Raw genomic sequence first — 12,747 nt, 5'->3', positions numbered from 1 at the left:
TGAGTAGGTCCAACGATTTAAAATGATCGTTTGATAAGGAAAAGTTTTCACCGGTCGGAGCCGGGAACCGGCAGACTTACGAAACCTGCTCGCCGACGGCGGTCGCCACGTTCAGGAAAGTCTGGATGGCGGGAGAGGTATCGTCGCTCTGATAGGCGACACCCAGCGTCAGATAGGGGGCCGGCCCCTCCAGCTGGCGGTAGACCACCCCCGGCCGCTCGAACTGCTGGAGATCGGAGGCGATGAGGCCGATGCCGAAATCGGCGGCGGCCAGCGCGATGATCGATTGCGCCGGGGACGCTTCGAGGATCAGTTCCGGGCTGAACCCGGCCTGCTGGCACAGGCTGATGATCTCGTCATAGAGCCGCGGCCCGATCACGCGCGGGAAGATGATGAATCGCTGTTTCGACAGATCCTCCAGCCGCAGGCTCGGCAGGGCGGCCAGGGGATTGCTGTCGGACAGCACGACGTTGAACCGCATGCGCGCGATCGGGTGCGACGACAGCGACTGGTCGTCGAGCGGTGGATGGAAGATGCCGACGTCGATTGCTCCCGCCCGCAGCGCCTCTTCCTGTTCCGCCGTGGTCATGACATGGACGTTCACGCCGAAATTGGGCAACGCCGTGCGGAACCGGTGCATGATCTCGGGAAAGACGATGTAGAGCGCCGGCGCCGTCATGCCGACCGACAATTGCCCGATCTCGCCCCGGTCAGTCTGGCGCGCCAGTTGCGCGGCCCGGTCCATCTGCCGCAGAATCTTCCGGGTCTCGCCCAGGAAGGTCTCTCCCGCCCGCGTCAGGGACACGCGCCGCTTGTTGCGGTGAATCAGCTGGACCTGAAGTTCCTCTTCCAACTGCCGCAACTGCTGGCTGAGGGCAGGCTGCGTGATGTGGCACCGCGCGGCGGCGCGGTGGAAATGCAACTCCTCGCAGAGCGCGACGAAAAACTGGAGCCGGCGACGATCCATGGCGCGGAAGACCGGCTACTGCGCCGCCCGCCCTTCGGAAAGCCGGCTCCCGGAAAGCTCGTCCCCGAAGGGGTAGCGCAGGGTCTCGCGCGCATAGGCCTCCACATAGCCCATCAGCCGGTCCGATGCGGTCGCCGCCGCCTCCACGTCGCCCTTGTGGATCGCCAGCATCAGGTCGGCGTGGGTCCGGGCGCCATCCTCCAGGCTGCCTGAATGGGCGTGGTAGTTCTGGAACCAGAAGCGCCGCGACAGCGACCGCAGCGGGCGGATCGTCTGGGTCGCCACCGGATTGCGGGCGCACTGGTCGAGAAGCTGGTTGACCTCCTGGTCGAGATGCATGAAGCGCATCCCGTCCTCCGCCCTGGCGGCGTCCAGCATCTCCGCGGCGACCGCCCGGCAGCGCTCCCGCTCCGCCGGCAGGGCGTAGCGGGCGGCGCGGCGGGCGATCAGCCGCTCCAGCTCACGGCGGACGTCCAGGACATAGAGCTGGAGCTTGACGTCCACCTCGGTCACCATGATCCCGCGGGAGGGGACGATGGTGACCATGCCGTCCAGCTCCAGCCGCTTCAGCGCCTCACGGACCGGGGTGCGGCCGATGCCGAGCTGGGCGCTGAGCTGCTTTTCGGAAACGAAGCCGCGCGGCGGCAAGGTGCCGGACACGATCAGTTCCTCGATCCCGGCATAGGCCTTGTCGGCCATCGACGCGAATTCGGCCGGCCCGGTTTCGGCCGGCCCAATCTCAGTCTGGTTGCCCGGATCCGTCACGGCACCGCCCTCGCCCCTTGTCTCGTCCCTTGGCTGCGGCCACGCTCCGGCCTTTGGCCGGAACGTCTCACGTCCCGATGCTGGCTTAGCGCGCCCGCGCCCGGGACGCAAGGCATGAGACCAAGCGGCGGAGGATCGGTCTCAGGGCTTCGCGGCGGCGGCCTTGTTGCGGACCAGCGGACAGTCGCTTTCAGCCAGCGGGCGGGCGGCGTCGGCCGCGGCGATGACGCCGAGCTGCTTGTAGTAGTCCCAGGGGCTCTTCGACTCCGCCGGGGTCTTCACCTCGAACAGGTACATGTCGCGCAGCACCCGGCCGTCCTCGCGGATGCGCCCGTCCCTGGTCATGAAGTCGTTGATCGGCGTCTCGCGCATCGTCTTCATCACCGTGGCCGTGTCGGACGTCCCGGCGGCCTTGACCGCCTTCAGATAATGGGTGATCGCGCCGTAGTTGCCGGCCTGGACCATGGTCGGCATCCGCCCGGTCCGCTCGAAAAAGCGCTTGGAGAAGGTCCGCGTGGCCTCGTTCTGGTCCCAATAGAAGGATTCTGTCAGCACCAGCCCCTGCGCCGTCTCCAGCCCCAGCGCATGGATGTCGGACAGGAACATCAGCAGGCCGGCCAGCTTCTGGCCCTGCCGGGTGATGCCGAACTCGGCCGCCTGCTTGACGGTGTTGATCAGGTCGCCGCCGGCATTGGCCAGCCCGATGACCTTTGCCTTGCTCGCCTGCGCCTGCAGCAGGTAGGACGAGAAGTCGGCGCTGTTCAGCGGATGGCGGGCGGAGCCCAGGACCTTGCCCCCCGCGCCGGTGACGAAGGCGGCGGTATCGCGCTCCAGCGACAGGCCGAAGGAATAGTCCAGCGTGATGAAGTACCAGCTGTCGCCGCCCTGCTTGACCATGGTCCGCCCGGTTCCGGCGGCCAGCGCGTAGGTGTCGTAGACCCAATGGATGCCGTTCGGCGAGCAGGCCTTGCCGGTGAAGTCGGACGACCCCCCGGCGGTGCCGATCACGATCTTGTTCTTGCGCCGGCCCAGTTCCTGGATCGCCAGCATCACCGCCGAGTTGGGCAGGTCGATGATCAGCTCGACATTCTTGTTGTCATACCAGTCGTTGGCGATCTGCGAGCCGATGTCGGCCTTGTTCTGGTGGTCGGCGGCCACCACCTCGACCGGGCGGCCGAGCACGGAGGCACCGAAATCCTCGACCGCCATCTTGACCGCCTCGACGCTGCCGCGGCCGCTGAGGTCGGCCAGCGAGCCCGACAGATCGGTCAGCACGCCGATGCGGATCGGCCCGGTGGACGCGGGGGAAGCGGCAGGGGCCGGCTGGCCGCCCTGGGCCGCCGCCGAAGCGGCCGACCAGGGGGAGGCGCAGAGCGCCAGAACGGCCGTGGCCGCCAGGACCGCATGCGCGATGGGGTTCGACACGGGCTTTTTCATGGATCGTCCCTCCCTCTCTCTTTTCAGGTTTGCGTGTTGCCTTCGGCTTGTTCTTCTTGTTCTTCCGATGCCGGCGGTTGCGGCACCGGCCCGGCGGCCGCCGCGATGGCGGCGCGGGATTCCTCTCCGGCATGGCAGATGCCTTGGAGGGCGGCCGCCATGTCCAGCATGGTGGACAGGTCGACCCGTCCGGCCTGCTGCAGCATGCGCTTGGTCATCCGCACCGCCTCCGGCGGGTTGGCCGCGATCTCGCCGGCCAGGGCGAGGGCTGCGGGCAGCAACTCCCCATCGGGAACGACGCGGGAGACGAGGCCCAGGGCAGCCGCTTCGGTGCCGCTCACCGCCCGGCCGGTGAAGGCCATCTCGGCGGCGACCGCCGGGCCGGCGGCGCGCGACAGGAACCACAGACCGCCGTCGCCCGAAATCAGCCCGAGCCTGACGAAGTTGGAACTGATGCGTGCCGACTCCCCGGCGATGCGCAGATCGCACATGAAGGCCAGATCGCAGCCGGCGCCATAGGCCGGGCCGTTGACCGCCGCGATCACCGGAATTTCCAGATTTGCCATGGTCCGGGGAATGCGCTGCACCCCGTCGCGGTAGGCGTTGCGCACCTGGTCGGCCGGGCCGGCGAACATGCCGCGCCGGTTGCGGATGTCGTGGATGTTGCCGCCGGCACTGAACGCCCTGCCGGCTCCGGTCACGATCAGAACCCGGACGCCGCGGTCGGCCCCGACCTCCTCCAGCGCGGCGATCAGCGCATCGAGCACTGGCGGGTCGGTCACCGCGTTGCGGGTCTTCGGCGCGTCGAGCGTCAGCAGCGCGACGGCACCCCGGCGCTCCAGCCGGACGGTTCCGGCGGTCTCGGTCGCGTCACTCATGCATCACCACCACGGCGCGGATCACGTCCCCGCGCTCCACGTCCCCGAAGGCATCGTTGATGTCTTCCAGCGGGAGGCGCCGGTCGATCAACTCGTCCAGGCACAGCCGGCCATCCAGATAGGCGCGGGCATAGGCCGGAAAATCGTCGGCCGCCCGGGCCCCGCCCAGGCTGGAGCGCAGGATGCGCCGTTCCCCGGAGATCGAGCCGAAGCGCAGTTCGACCAGCCGGTTGGGATCGGTCTTGCCGAGGATGGTGACGCTGCCGCCCGGCCGGGTGCAGTCCACCGCCTCCTGCAACGAGCCGACGACCCCGGCCGCCTCGAAGGCATGGTCGGCACCGCGCCCGCCGGTGATGGCGCGGACCTGCTCCGCCACGCTCTCCCCTTTTTCCACGAGCATGGTGTGGGTGGCGCCGAAGGCGCTTGCGCGCTCCAGCTTGTCCGGGCGGCGGTCCACGGCAACGATCGAGCCGGCCCCGGCAAGCCGTGCGCCCTGCACCACGTTCAGCCCGACCGGCCCGCAGCCGACCACGACAACGCTGTCGCCCAGCCCCACCTTCGCCACGCGAAGCGCCGCCCCGACGCCGGTGATGACGCTGCAACCCAGCAGGCAGGCCCGGTCGAACGGCATTTCGTCCGGAACCGGGATGGCCGCCGACTCCGGCACCACCGCATATTCGGCGAAGGAAGAGACGCTGAGGAAATGCCCGACCTCCCGCCCGTCGCCGTCGCGCAGCAGCTTGCGCCCGGCCGACAGCGTGGCCGCCCGGTGGTTGGGCGCCACCATCTCGCACAGCATCGGCTGGTCGTGGCGGCAGTAGTAGCACTGGCCGCAGGCGGCGTAGATGGTGCAGACGACGCGCTGACCGGGCTTCACCCGCTGGACCGCCGATCCGACCGCCTCGACCACACCGGCGCCCTCATGGCCGAGCACCACCGGCACCGGGACGGCGAAGGCACCGGTCATCGCCTCGCGGTCGGTATGGCAGAGGCCGGCGGCATGCATGCGGATCAGCACGTCGTTCGGCTCGAGCGGAGCCAGGGTCAAAGGTTCGATGGACAGCGGCGCTCCGATCTCGCGAAGCACCGCCGCCCGGAACGGCATTCCCGCCATCCCCCCTACTCCGCCGCCTGTGCCGCGGCGCCCAGCCGCAGAATGGCGTCGTCGCTGCCGGTGTCCAGCGGTTCGCAACGGCGGGCGACCACCCATTCGGGGCGCGGCTTCTCGACCCCCTGCGGCCGGTTGGAAGCCTGATTGTAGACGGTGTAGATGTGCCAGCGCGAATGGCGCGACATGTTGTGGCCCGAACCGTGGACGAGGTTCGGGTGGAACAACACGACAGTGCCGGGCTTGCCGGTGATCGCCACCGGGTCGCCGAATTGCGTCATCAGGTCGATGACCTGCTGCTTGGGCACCGTCCACAGCTTGTAGGAGGTCGTCGTCTCGTCCATTTCCGGGTCGAGACGGCCCAGCTTGTGGCTGCCGGGGATGAAATAGAGGCAGCCGCCGATCTCCGTCGCCTCGTCCAGCATCAGCAGCGAGGTCGTCATGTCCGGGCGGGCGACGCCGTCGGTCTTCCAATAGCCGTAATCCTGGTGCCATTGCCAGATGGCGCCGTCGATCGCGTCCTTCAGGTTGCATTTGGTGTGGTAGACATAGACCGGCTCGTCGCCCAGCACCTGACGGGCCGGATCCAGCACGCGGGGCAACTCCGCCAGCGCCTGGAAGGGCGGTGAAGCGGTCGGGCTGCGCCCGTCATGGACACGGAACACCGAACGGACCGTGCCGCTTTTTTCGCGGATCACGCCCTCGTCCTCGAATCCCGCCACCCGCTGCAGGTCGCGGCGCAGGATCTCGACCTCCTCATGCGACACCAGCCCGGGGAACACCAGGAACCCGCGCTCCTCATACTCGGCAATCTGGGCGTCCGTCAGTCTCATGGCTTCCTCCTCGCAGCAAGTTTAAGATATTGTTGATGCACAGCCGATATATCGGTACTATATTATCGTATGCGAACGGGTTCAATCAGAATCTCAATGATCAGCATCACGGACGATAACGATGCGGTCCGAGCCCGGCGCAGCCGGCGCGGGCTCTGTCGATAAGGGAGGAAGCGGGGCTATGGCTTTGTGGACCGATCTGGTCGAACCGGAATTTCTCGAACCGCTGCGGCGCGTCGTCGCCGAGCATGTTGAACCGCAGGCGGACGCCATCGACCGCGACGACGTCTATCCCGTCGCGGCGATCAAGGCGCTGGCCGGCCACGGCTACAACAGCCTGACCCTGTCGCCGGACCAGGGCGGCGCCGGCCTGGGCTTCGCCCATTGCGCCGCCCTGTTCGAGGAGGCGTCCTATGCCAGCGCAGCGGTCGGCATCAGCCTGATCACCATCCTCCAGGCCCAGACCATCATACGGCTGTTCGGCTCCGACAGCCTGAAGCGCGCGGTCCTGCCGGAGTTCGGCCGCGGCCTCGTCACCTCCTACGCCCTGACCGAGGCCAACCACGGCAGCGACATCCGCAGCCTGGACACCAAGGCGGTGCGCGACGGCGACAGCTGGATCCTGACCGGGCGGAAATCCTTCATCACCTCCGGGTCGGCGGCGGAAGCCTATGTGATCCTGGCGGAGACGCAGGTCGGCGTGTCCGCCTTCTTCGTGCGCCGCGGCATGGACGGCGTCTCGACCGAGGAGGGCCCGAATGCCGCGACCTTCGGGCTGCGCAACGGGCCGCATGTCGATCTGGTGCTGGATCGCGTAGCGCTGCCGGCCGACCATCTGATCGGGGTGGAGGGCAAGGGCGTCCGGCAGGCGGTGACGACGCTGGACTATTCGCGCACCATGGCCGCCGCCATCAGCCTGGGCATCGCGCGGGCCGCCTTCGACGGCGCCCTGTCCTTCGCCGCCGGGCGCAGCGCCTTCGACCGCAGGATCCTGGATTTCCAGGGAATCCAATGGTATTTCGCCGACATGCTGGCGGAGATCGACGCCGCCCGGCTGCTGACCTACGCCGCCGCCCGGGCGCTCGACAGCCATACCGACATCGCCCGCTTCGGCAGCGAGGCCAAGCTGCTGGCCAGCCGGGTCGCCACCGACACCGCCGCCCGCGCGGTGCAGATCTGCGGCGCCTACGGCGTCATGGAATCGGCGCGCTTCGGCCGATACCTGCGCGATGCCAAGGCTTACGAGATCGCCGGAGGCTCGTCGGAGATCCTCAAGAACACCATCGCCAAGCGCCTGCAACATCATGTGGCCGAAGGGATCGCCCTGGGCGGGGAGGCAGGCCGGTGATCGCCGACGCCCTCTATGCCCGCGCCGCCGCCGCGCCCGACCGCCCCTTCCTGCTGTTCGGCGACCGGACCTTCACCTACGGCACGATGGTCGCCCTGGTGGAGTGTGCGGTCGAGCGGCTCGCCGGACATGGCGTGACCGCCGGGCAGACGGTAGCGATGCTGGTCGGCAACCGCCCCGGCTTCCTGGTCGCCTGGTTCGCCCTGTCGGAACTGGGTGCCATCGCCGTGCCGCTCAACACCGCCCTGGTCGGCGACGGACTGCATTATCTGCTGGAACAGAGCGAAGCCTCGTTGTTGATCGTGGAGGAGGAGTTCCGGCCGAACCTGCCCGCCTCCACCCCGCAGCTGCTCGCGATGCATGAGGACTTCGAGACGGCGGGCTTCGAGACGGCGGACGGCGGGGGGCGTTCACCACGCCCGCGGCTGGCCCTGCCCGGCGGGACCGCGAACGCCATCCTCTACACCTCGGGAACCACGGGGCTGCCCAAGGGGGCGGTCATTCCGAATGCCTGCTACGAGCTGGCCGGCGCACATATGACGGAAGCGCTGGGACTGACCGAGGCCGACCGCATTCTGGTCTTCCTGCCGCTGTTCCACGCCAACCCGCAGATGTACGCCGTGATGTCTTGCCTGCACGCCGGGGCCACGCTGGCCCTGCTGCCACGCTTCTCGGCCTCGCGGCTGCTCGACGATGCCCGGCGCTTCGGTGCCACCGGCTTCACCTATGTCGGCACGGTGCTGAGCATCCTGGCCAAGCGGCTGACCGAAGCGGACCGCGGCCACGCCCTGCGCTGGGCGGTCGGCGGCGGCGCCCCGCCGGGCGTCTGGCGGGAGATTGAGGATCGGTTGGGCATCGCCGTGCGCGAGCTGTACGGCATGACCGAGACCGGCGGCTGGGTGACGATGAACACCGCCGCCACCTCGCGCTTCGGTTCGGTCGGCGCACCGCGCCCCGACATGGAGGTGCGGGTGGTGGACGGGGGCGACACCCCGCTCCCACCCGGCAAGAAGGGCGAGATCGTCGTGCGGCCGGGCCGCCCCGGCCTGATGTTCGACGGCTACTGGAGGAAGCCCGAGGCGACCGTCGCGGCGACCCGGAACCTCTGGCTGCACACCGGCGACCGCGGCTCCTTCGACGAGGACGGATTCCTGCATTTCGACGGCCGCATGAAGGAGCTGATCCGGCGGGGCGGCGAGATGATCGCCCCGGCGGAAATCGAACTCGCCCTGTTGAATCATCCCGCCATCCAGGACTGCGCCGTGGTCGGCGTGCCGGACGCCATCATGGGCGAGGAGATCAAGGCGGTCGTCGTCCCAAGGCCCGGCTTCGCCGCACGGGACGTCGAGAGCTTCCTTCAAGGCCGCATTCCGGCCTTCATGATTCCCCGTTTCGTCGAAACGCGCCCCGAGATACCGAAGACCGCGACCCAGAAGGTGCAGCGTCACCTCCTGTCGGATCGGCTGCCGACCACCGTCGATCTCAGGCCGTCGAAGGCGTGACCCCTACCGACCTCCTCGCAGGCCCGGCGTTTCGATGCGGTGCCGGGCCTCCTTCCGTCGGGCGAGGGCACGCATGACGCCAAGCCGGTCTGCGCCGGTCACAACCGCGCCCGGGTGCTGCGCGGGGTGTTCAGCAGCAGGTTCGTCTCGCTGCCGGTGATGCCGGGGATCAGGCGGATGCGCCGCAGGATCGCGTCCAGGTCGGGCAGGCTTGGCGCCGACAGCTCCACGATCAGGTCCCAACGGCCGTTGGTGGTGTGGATTTCCAGCACCTCGGGAAAGCCGCTCAGCGCCCGCACCACCCGGTCGGCCGCATGCCCTTCCACATCGATCAGCATGATGCCGCGGACGGGCGCCTCCACCGTATCGGCGCGCAGGATCACGGTGTAGCCGATGATGATGCCGGCGCGCTCAAGCCGCTCCATCCGCGCCCGCACCGTGGCGCGCGACACCCCCAATTCCAGCGCGAGGTCGGAAATGCTGCGGCGGCCGTCATGGCGCAGCAGGGTGATCAGCCTCTCGTCGAGCGGGTCGAGCGTGGACATGGCCGGCGCCTGCCGTTCTGCTAAGTTGAACTGGCCATTTTGCTAAGCCATCGCGGCAGTTCTGTCAATTTGCCCTGTCCGATCCGCCACCGCTCCATGGTCTGATTGCGGGGCGGGCGACGGATAAGCCCGGACATGGGGCAAGGACAGGGGCAGGGTATGATGAAGCCGAAGCAGTGCCGCCTGATCGGGGTGCCGGTGCAGGACGGCGCCGGGCGGCGCGGCTGCGAGATGGGGCCGAGCGCCTTCCGCACCGCCGACATCGCGAGCGCGATCGCCGGACTCGGCCACGGCGTCACCGATCTCGGCAATGTGGCGCCGGTCGCGCTGCGGCCGCCGGCGCATGGCAACGCCACGCTGAAATTCCTGCCGGAGGTGGCGGGCTGGACCGCAGCCCTGGCAGCGGCGGCCTATGAGGCCAGCGCCGGGCCGGACGCCCTGCCGGTCTTCATGGGCGGCGACCACAGCCTCGCCGCCGGGACGCTGACCGGCCTCGCCCGGCGGGCGGAGGAGAGCGGACGGGAACTGTTCGTGCTGTGGCTGGATGCCCACCCGGATTTCCACACCCTGGACAGCTCGGAAAGCGGCAACCTGCATGGCGTGCCGATGGCCTATGCCACCGGCCGCGGCGGCTTCGACGGCTATTTCCCGCCCGCAGCCGGCCGCATCAAGCCGGAAAACGTCTGCATGATGGGCATCCGCAGCGTCGATCCGGCCGAAAGGCTGGCGCTGGAATCCTCCGGCATCGCCATCCACGACATGCGGACCATCGACGAATACGGTATCGCCCCGCTGCTGCGCGGCTTCCTGCGCAAGGTCCAGGATGCGCAGGGCCTGCTCCATGTCAGCCTGGACGTCGATTTCCTCGATCCCGGCATCGCCCCCGGCGTCGGCACGACGGTTCCCGGCGGCGCCACCTTCCGGGAGGCCCATCTGGTGATGGAGATGCTGCACGACACCGGGCTGGTCAGCAGCGTCGACCTGGTCGAGCTGAACCCCTTCCTGGACGAGCGCGGGCGCACCGCCATCCTGATGGTGGACCTGCTGGCCAGCCTGCTCGGCCGCCGCGTCCTCGACTACCCCACCCGCAGCTTCTGAAGCGGAGCCACCCACATGATCCCGAACCTGAACCTCGTCCCCTTCGTCAGTGTCGACCACATGATGAAGCTGGTGCTGCGCATCGGCGTGGAGCGCTTCCTGTCGGAGCTGGCCGCCTATGTCGAGGAGGATTTCCGCCGCTGGGAGAGCTTCGACAAGACCCCGCGTGTCGCCTCCCACAGCGCCGACGGCGTGATCGAGCTGATGCCGACCAGCGACGGCCGCATCTATGGCTTCAAATACGTCAACGGCCACCCCAAGAACACGCGCGAGGGGCGCCAGACCGTCACCGCCTTCGGCGTGCTGTCCGACGTCGCCAACGGCTATCCCGTGCTGATGTCGGAGATGACCATCCTGACCGCTCTGCGCACCGCCGCGACCTCCGCCGTCGCGGCGAAGCATCTGGCGCCGCGCGACGCCTCCTGCATGGCGATCATCGGCAACGGCGCCCAGGCCGAATTCCAGGCGCTCGCCTTCAAGGCCCTGCTGGGCGTCGACCGGCTCCGGCTCTACGACATCGACCCCGCCGCCACGCAAAAATGCGTGCGCAACCTGCAGGACCGGGGTTTCGAAATCGCCGCCTGCCGCTCGACCGAGGAGGCGGTGGAGGGCGCCGACATCATCACCACGGTGACCGCCGACAAGCAGTATGCCACCATCCTGACCGACAACATGGTCGGGGCCGGCATCCACATCAACGCTGTCGGCGGCGACTGCCCCGGCAAGACGGAACTGCACCGCGACATCCTGCTGCGCTCCGACATCTTCGTCGAATACACGCCTCAGACCCGCATCGAAGGCGAGATCCAGCAGCTGGCCGCCGACCACCCGGTGACCGAGCTGTGGCAGGTGATGACCGGTGCGGCACCCGGCCGGGCCGACGCCCGGAGAATCACCCTGTTCGACAGCGTCGGCTTCGCGACCGAGGATTTCTCAGCCCTGCGCTATGTCCGCGACGTGCTGGCCGGCACCGGGCTCTACCAGGATCTCGACATGCTGGCAGACCCCGACGAACCGCGCGACCTGTTCGGCATGATCCTGCGTGCCGGACGGGAGGGAAGCGTCAGCCCCGGCTGACCAGGCTTCCCTGCGCCGGCAGCTGCGCCGTCCGGGCATTGGCGATGACCGCCTTCTGGAGCTTTTCGAAGGCACGGACCTCCAGCTGGCGGACCCGCTCGCGCGAGACGTGGAACTGCTGGCTCAACTCCTCGAGCGTCAGCGGTTCGTCACGCAGGCGGCGGGCGACCAGGATTCGGCGCTCGCGGTCGTCCAGAACCCCCAGCCCCAGCTTCAGGAACTGCTGGCGCCGCCGGCGTTCCTCGGCATCGGCGAGCGTGGTCTCCTGGTTCGGCCCCTCGTCGGCAAGCAGGTCCAGCCATTCGCCGTCGCCGTCTTCCGACAGGCCGACATTGAGCGAGCGGTCATTACCCAGGCGGCGGTTCATCTCCACCACCTCGGCCTTCGACACGTTCAGTTCGGTCGCGATGGCCTCCACCGCCTCGGGCGACAGGTCGCCGCTCTCCAGCTCCTGCATCCGCGCCTTCAGGCGGCGCAGGCTGAAGAACAGCTTCTTCTGCCCGGCGGTGGTGCCGATCTTCACCAACGACCAGTTGTGCAGCACATATTCCTGGATTGCCGCGCGCACCCACCAGGAGGCGTAGGTGGCGAAACGGAAGCCCCTGCCGGGGTCGAACTTCTGCGCCGCCTGCATCACGCCGACATTGCCCTCCGCCACCAGATCCGACAGCGGCAGACCATAGCCGAGATAGCCGCGCGCCAGCTTGACCACGAGGCGGAGATGGCTGCCCACCAGCTTGTCGAGCGCGGACGGATCCTGCCGCTCATGCCAGCGCACCGCAAGGTCGAGTTCCTGTTCCGCCGTCAGGTACTGGTACTTGCGGGCATCCTGCAGGTAGAGCTGCATCGGTTCGGCGGACCGGGGCTCGGTGGAGCGGGATTGGGCGGTGGTATGGGTTTCAGCATTTCGCTGCATGGTGTCTCGGTTTCTCCCCGCCGACGGGAATGGCGCCGCAGGAGATGTCCCCTCGGCGTTGTCCGGATCGGGCCTGTTGATGCTCGGTCGGTCGTTCGATGCGTGGCCGGCATTCGACGCTGCCGGGAGGCGTGCACCGCGGGACGGTGCTGGATCGGAGGAAGGATCCTCCCCGGCTCCGCGGGCGGCGCCACGACCGGGGAAAGGTCGCGGCAGCCGACACGCCACAGGACCGGGGAGGAACCGGTGGGCAACGCCAGTCAGCGCAACCGA

12 protein-coding genes are annotated in these 12,747 nt (G+C 68.5%); 4 read left to right on the top strand and 8 right to left on the bottom strand.

What is annotated here, in order from left to right; all coding sequences use genetic code 11:
- Nucleotides 1–76: 76 nt before the first annotated feature.
- From AL072_RS26815 to AL072_RS26790, 6 genes are all read right to left on the bottom strand, one after another.
- Nucleotides 77–967: a LysR family transcriptional regulator gene (locus AL072_RS26815; protein WP_045585837.1), complete on the bottom strand. Its 891-nt coding sequence runs from the start codon at nt 965–967 to the stop codon at nt 77–79.
- A 15-nt stretch (nt 968–982) separates the two neighbouring features.
- The gene (locus AL072_RS26810; RefSeq protein ID WP_052710458.1) at nt 983–1,732 is read right to left on the bottom strand and encodes a GntR family transcriptional regulator; all 750 of its coding nucleotides are present in this window, start codon (nt 1,730–1,732) and stop codon (nt 983–985) included.
- Nucleotides 1,733–1,873: 141 nt separating this feature from the next.
- Nucleotides 1,874–3,169, bottom strand: a complete 1,296-nt coding sequence (locus AL072_RS26805; RefSeq protein WP_045585836.1) for an ABC transporter substrate-binding protein — start codon at nt 3,167–3,169, stop codon at nt 1,874–1,876.
- Nucleotides 3,170–3,192: 23 nt separating this feature from the next.
- On the bottom strand, nt 3,193–4,047 hold the full coding sequence (locus AL072_RS26800) for an enoyl-CoA hydratase-related protein (RefSeq protein WP_063840402.1): 855 nt from the start codon (nt 4,045–4,047) through the stop codon (nt 3,193–3,195).
- A complete protein-coding gene (locus AL072_RS26795) occupies nt 4,040–5,161 on the bottom strand; it encodes an alcohol dehydrogenase catalytic domain-containing protein (RefSeq protein WP_200909945.1) in 1,122 nt (373 codons plus the stop codon). Before AL072_RS26795 ends, AL072_RS26800 begins: the two co-directional genes overlap by 8 nt.
- Nucleotides 5,162–5,166: 5 nt before the next feature.
- Nucleotides 5,167–5,988 (bottom strand): phytanoyl-CoA dioxygenase family protein, encoded by an 822-nt coding sequence (locus AL072_RS26790; protein WP_045585834.1) that lies wholly within the window; start codon nt 5,986–5,988, stop codon nt 5,167–5,169.
- Nucleotides 5,989–6,169: 181 nt separating this feature from the next.
- Here AL072_RS26790 and AL072_RS26785 point away from each other — a divergent pair, with 181 nt between their 5' ends.
- On the top strand, nt 6,170–7,336 hold the full coding sequence (locus tag AL072_RS26785; RefSeq protein ID WP_045585833.1) for an acyl-CoA dehydrogenase family protein: 1,167 nt from the start codon (nt 6,170–6,172) through the stop codon (nt 7,334–7,336).
- Nucleotides 7,333–8,838: an AMP-binding protein gene (locus tag AL072_RS26780; protein ID WP_045585832.1), complete on the top strand. Its 1,506-nt coding sequence runs from the start codon at nt 7,333–7,335 to the stop codon at nt 8,836–8,838. The genes AL072_RS26785 and AL072_RS26780 overlap by 4 nt, the downstream gene beginning before the upstream one ends.
- Before the next feature lie 98 nt (nt 8,839–8,936).
- On the opposite strand, the gene AL072_RS26775 is transcribed toward AL072_RS26780, so the two are convergent.
- Nucleotides 8,937–9,383 (bottom strand): Lrp/AsnC family transcriptional regulator, encoded by a 447-nt coding sequence (locus AL072_RS26775; protein WP_045585831.1) that lies wholly within the window; start codon nt 9,381–9,383, stop codon nt 8,937–8,939.
- 159 nt (nt 9,384–9,542) lie between these two features.
- Between AL072_RS26775 and rocF the strand changes: the two genes are divergently transcribed.
- Nucleotides 9,543–10,481 carry an arginase gene (rocF, locus tag AL072_RS26770; RefSeq protein ID WP_245637044.1) on the top strand — a complete coding sequence of 313 codons (939 nt, stop codon included), beginning with the start codon at nt 9,543–9,545 and terminating at the stop codon, nt 10,479–10,481.
- Nucleotides 10,482–10,496: 15 nt separating this feature from the next.
- Nucleotides 10,497–11,558: an ornithine cyclodeaminase gene (locus AL072_RS26765; RefSeq protein WP_045585829.1), complete on the top strand. Its 1,062-nt coding sequence runs from the start codon at nt 10,497–10,499 to the stop codon at nt 11,556–11,558.
- Here AL072_RS26765 and rpoH read toward each other — a convergent pair.
- Entirely contained in the window at nt 11,545–12,474 is a 930-nt protein-coding gene (gene rpoH, locus AL072_RS26760; RefSeq protein ID WP_082109390.1) for an RNA polymerase sigma factor RpoH, read from the bottom strand. The two genes, AL072_RS26765 and rpoH, sit on opposite strands and share 14 nt — an antisense overlap.
- Between the last annotated feature and the right edge of the window lie 273 nt (nt 12,475–12,747).

The organism is Azospirillum thiophilum, from assembly GCF_001305595.1.
GTDB classification, from domain to species: domain Bacteria; phylum Pseudomonadota; class Alphaproteobacteria; order Azospirillales; family Azospirillaceae; genus Azospirillum; species Azospirillum thiophilum.
This window is presented reverse-complemented; position numbering and strand designations above follow the sequence as displayed.

What these genes read in the sequence shown, in the direction of transcription:
- AL072_RS26815 (WP_045585837.1), bottom strand. Translation starts at nt 967, where the DNA reads ATGGATCGTCGCCGGCTCCAGTTTTTCGTCGCGCTCTGCGAGGAGTTG.
- AL072_RS26805 (WP_045585836.1), bottom strand. Translation starts at nt 3,169, where the DNA reads ATGAAAAAGCCCGTGTCGAACCCCATCGCGCATGCGGTCCTGGCGGCC.
- AL072_RS26800 (WP_063840402.1), bottom strand. Translation starts at nt 4,047, where the DNA reads ATGAGTGACGCGACCGAGACCGCCGGAACCGTCCGGCTGGAGCGCCGG.
- AL072_RS26795 (WP_200909945.1), bottom strand. Translation starts at nt 5,161, where the DNA reads ATGGCGGGAATGCCGTTCCGGGCGGCGGTGCTTCGCGAGATCGGAGCG.
- AL072_RS26790 (WP_045585834.1), bottom strand. Translation starts at nt 5,988, where the DNA reads ATGAGACTGACGGACGCCCAGATTGCCGAGTATGAGGAGCGCGGGTTC.
- AL072_RS26785 (WP_045585833.1), top strand. Translation starts at nt 6,170, where the DNA reads ATGGCTTTGTGGACCGATCTGGTCGAACCGGAATTTCTCGAACCGCTG.
- AL072_RS26775 (WP_045585831.1), bottom strand. Translation starts at nt 9,383, where the DNA reads ATGTCCACGCTCGACCCGCTCGACGAGAGGCTGATCACCCTGCTGCGC.
- rocF (WP_245637044.1), top strand. Translation starts at nt 9,543, where the DNA reads ATGATGAAGCCGAAGCAGTGCCGCCTGATCGGGGTGCCGGTGCAGGAC.
- AL072_RS26765 (WP_045585829.1), top strand. Translation starts at nt 10,497, where the DNA reads ATGATCCCGAACCTGAACCTCGTCCCCTTCGTCAGTGTCGACCACATG.
- rpoH (WP_082109390.1), bottom strand. Translation starts at nt 12,474, where the DNA reads ATGCAGCGAAATGCTGAAACCCATACCACCGCCCAATCCCGCTCCACC.